This is a genomic window from Granulicatella elegans ATCC 700633, assembly GCF_000162475.2.
Taxonomy (GTDB): domain Bacteria; phylum Bacillota; class Bacilli; order Lactobacillales; family Aerococcaceae; genus Granulicatella; species Granulicatella elegans.
In genome coordinates this window covers 477,011-480,624 of the sequence record NZ_KI391971.1, presented here as the reverse complement: position 1 = coordinate 480,624, position 3,614 = coordinate 477,011, and the positions used below count along the sequence as shown (strand labels likewise).

The 3,614-nt window shown below is 37.0% G+C and carries 2 protein-coding genes; both read right to left on the bottom strand.

All coding sequences use genetic code 11. The features are described 5' to 3' along the window. Nucleotides 1-821 (bottom strand): LysM peptidoglycan-binding domain-containing protein (locus HMPREF0446_RS02210; protein WP_020991287.1); only part of this gene is annotated, 821 nt, incomplete at its 3' end. A 158-nt stretch (nucleotides 822-979) separates the two neighbouring features. Further along, nucleotides 980-3,614 (bottom strand): DUF1542 domain-containing protein (locus HMPREF0446_RS08695; RefSeq protein ID WP_020991286.1); only part of this gene is annotated, 2,635 nt, incomplete at its 5' end.

Sequence of the window (3,614 nt, the reverse complement as noted above, 5' to 3'; positions counted from 1 at the left end):
GCTCCTGAACCTGCTGGTTGTTCTCTCGCTGGTTGCACTGGTGCTGGTGTTTCTGTTTCTCCTGGAGTTGCAGGTTTTTCTCCCTCCGGTTGCGCTGGTGTTGGTGTTTCTGTTACTCCTGGAGTTGCAGGTTTTTCTTCCGCTGGTTGCGCTGGTGTTGGTGTTTCTGTTGTTCCTGGAGTTACAGGTTTTTCTTCCGCTGGTTGCGCTGGTGTTAGTGTTTCTGTTGCTCCTGGAGTTACTGTATCTTCCTCACCTGGTGTTTCCACTATACCTTCTGCTTCATCTGAAACTAAGTTATACACCTCACCGCAACTTACAACTGATGTATAACTTTCTTGAACTTTTTCAGTAGTTTCTTTCAATTCAAACGTTACTTCTGCTGTTTCATGATTTTTTTGAAGTACAACTTCATAAGTTCTAACTTCTTTTTTACCATAACTTTCTTTAATGACAATTTTATGTTTTGTTTTTGAATCTGTTACATTTTCACCTTCTGTGTAAAGTAATTCATTGTGTGGTAAAAATAAATTTCTATCTGAAACACGGTTCATTTCTTTTAATACATCTACAGGAATATTCGTTGCTTCGCTAATGACACTTAACGTATCTCCCCATTTAATTTCGTATTTAAAGAAATTATCTTCTTTCTGTATATCTGTTTTGACTTGTTCAACAGTTCTTGCTATCCAAACCCCATCTTCTTCACTTGCTTGAACAGTTGTTTGGATACTTGCTAATCCAATTAAAAATACACCAGTCGCAACAATAGCACCTGTACGTAATTTTCTAAATCCTCTTAGTGATAATGATCCTTTCATTCGTTCATCTCCTATTTTATGCATTTGCTATTACTCTAGCTAAATAGTATCACATACCTTTTTCCATAATTCAAGCATCATGACCTAAATAGAAAAAGAAGGAAAATAGCCTTCTTTTAGCTATATTCCTTCTTCTCTCGATAAATGAAATCTATTGATTATTCATCTTCTTTTTTCTTTGTTGCAAATACGCCTACTCCTGATAATAGAGCTGCAATTGCTGGAAGAAATGTTCCTAATGTTGATGTACCTGTGTTTGGAAGTTCTTTTTGAGAAGATTGTTTTGTATTCCCAACTGATGAGCTTAGTGCATTAGTTATTCCTGCTTTAGTTTCTTTATTGCTGTTTTCTTCAGAATTCACTGTATTTTGAGGAGAATTTGTAGAAACTTTCGCAATAAATTCCACAATACGTTTTACCATTGCATCTACTTCTTCTTGTGTAGCTCTTTGATTATTGAATACTACTTTTGCTGCTTTCAATAATTCAGAACCTTCTTTCTTGTATTCATCATTTAATTGAGATACTAGACTATCTAATTGAAGAATTGATGTTTCCAATTGTGCTTTATCAACTGTTACATTTGTTTGTGGTGTTGATACTACTCCACTTGGTTGGTGTGATGATTCGTATTGTTTAAAGATATCTTTTGCTAACGCTCTAAAGATTTGGCCATCTTTTAAAATAATAGTTGCATTTCCCTTTTCATCAAATACTACATCGGCTATTTCTGGATTTTTAGCCATAATCTTAGATTTTACATTTTCTTTTTCATCTTTAGTAATATGAAAAATATCCATCACTATTTGTTTTTCAAAAGTTAAATTAATATTATCTAAACCAGTTGAAACTTTCACTAATTTTTCAACAGAAATTGTTTCACTTACACCACTCTTAGACATCACTGTTACATTCCCTTTTTCATCAACTCTTACTGTTGCTTCAGGATTTACTAATTTAACAAGTTCAAGAACTTTTGTTTTTTCTTCTTCAGTTAATTTAATTGGATTAATAACAAGTAGTTTTTCGGCTGGGACAATTACTTCACCTACTGATTTCACAGCAAGTTTTCGATTTTCTGTAACATTAGCAACATTTCCATCTTTAGTTTCAAAATTAATATCTTTTTCAGCTTGTGCTACTATTGCATCGACTTGTAATTTTAGAATCTCTTTTGCAATTTCTGAAAGATCAGTTCTTGCATCAATTGCTGCTTTTTTAGCAATTGCTTCATTTTCAATTGCTTTTTTAGCTTCTGTTTTCGACACTGCTTCTGGATTTACTGAAGTCACTTCTGTTGTTCCATTTGTTTTAGCTTGATCTACACCCGCATTTGTTGTCGCATTGTCGATTGCTTGTTTTGCTGCGTCTGCTTTTGCTTTCACGTCAGCTTTTGCTGCAGTTTTCTCTTCGTCTGTTAAGTCTGTACGTGCATCGATTGCGTCATTTTTAGCTTTAAGTGCATCATCGATTGCTTTCTTCGCTGCTGGTTTTACTTCTACCGTTGGATTTACATTGTTTACTTCTGTTACTCCATCATTTTTAGCTTGTGTTACTGCATCATTTGTTGTCGCGTTATCGATTGATTGTTTTGCTGCATCGGCTTTCGCTTTCGCGTCAGCTTTCGCTGCAGTTTTCTCTTCATCTGTTAAGTCTGCACGTGCGTCGATCTCATCGTTTTTAGCTTTAAGTGCATCATCGATTGCTTTCTTCGCTGCTGGTTTCGCTTCTGCCGTTGGATTTACATTATTTACTTCTGTTGCTCCATCTGTCTTAGCTTGTGTTACTGCATTATTTGTTGTCGCGTTATCGATTGCTGTTTTTGCTGCGTCTGCTTTCGCTTTTGCATCAGCTTTCGCTACAGTTTTCTCTTCATCTGTTAAGTCTGTACGAGCGTCAATCTCGTCATTCTTAGCTTTCAATGCTTCGTCGATTGCTTTTTTAGCTGCTGGTTTAGCTACTGCTTCTGGATTTACTGAAGTCACTTCTGTTGTTCCATCAGTCTTAGCTTGATCTACTTCTGCGTTTGTTGTTGCGTTATCGATTGCTTCTTTTGCTGCATCAACTTTCGCTTTTGCGTCTGCCTTAGCTGTAACTTTTTCTTCATCTGTTAAGTCTGTACGAGCGTCAATCTCGTCATTCTTAGCTTTCAATACTTCGTCGATTGCTTTTTTAGCTTCCATTTTCACTACTGGTTGTGGATTTACTGAAGCTACTTCTGTTTCTCCATCGTTTTTAGCTTGAGTTACTGCATCATTTGTTGCCGCATTGTCGATTGCTGCTTTTGCTGCGTCTGCTTTCGCTTTTGCGTCTGCCTTAGCCGTAGCTTTCTCTTCGTCTGTTAAGTCTGTACGAGCGTCAATCTTGTCGTTCTTAGCTTCTAGTGCGTCATCAATTGCTTTTTTAGCTTCCGTTTTCACTACTGGTTGTGGATTTACTGAAGCTACTTCTGTTTCTCCATCGTTTTTAGCTTGAGTTACTGCATCATTTGTTGTCGCATTGTCGATTGCTTGTTTGGCTGCATCTGCTTTGGCTTTCGCATCAGCTTTCGCTGCAGTTTTCTCTTCATCTGTTAAGTCTGTACGAGCATCAATCACGTCATTCTTAGCTTTTAGTGCGTCATCAATTGCTTTCTTAGCTACTGGCTTCGCTTGTGCTGTTGGATTTACTGAATCGACACTTGTTGCTCCATCTGTCTTAGCTTTTTCTACTGCGTCATTTGTTCTTGCAGTATCTATCGCTGTTTTCGCTGCATCAGCTTTCGCTTTTGCTGCTTCCTTAGCTTTTGCTTTT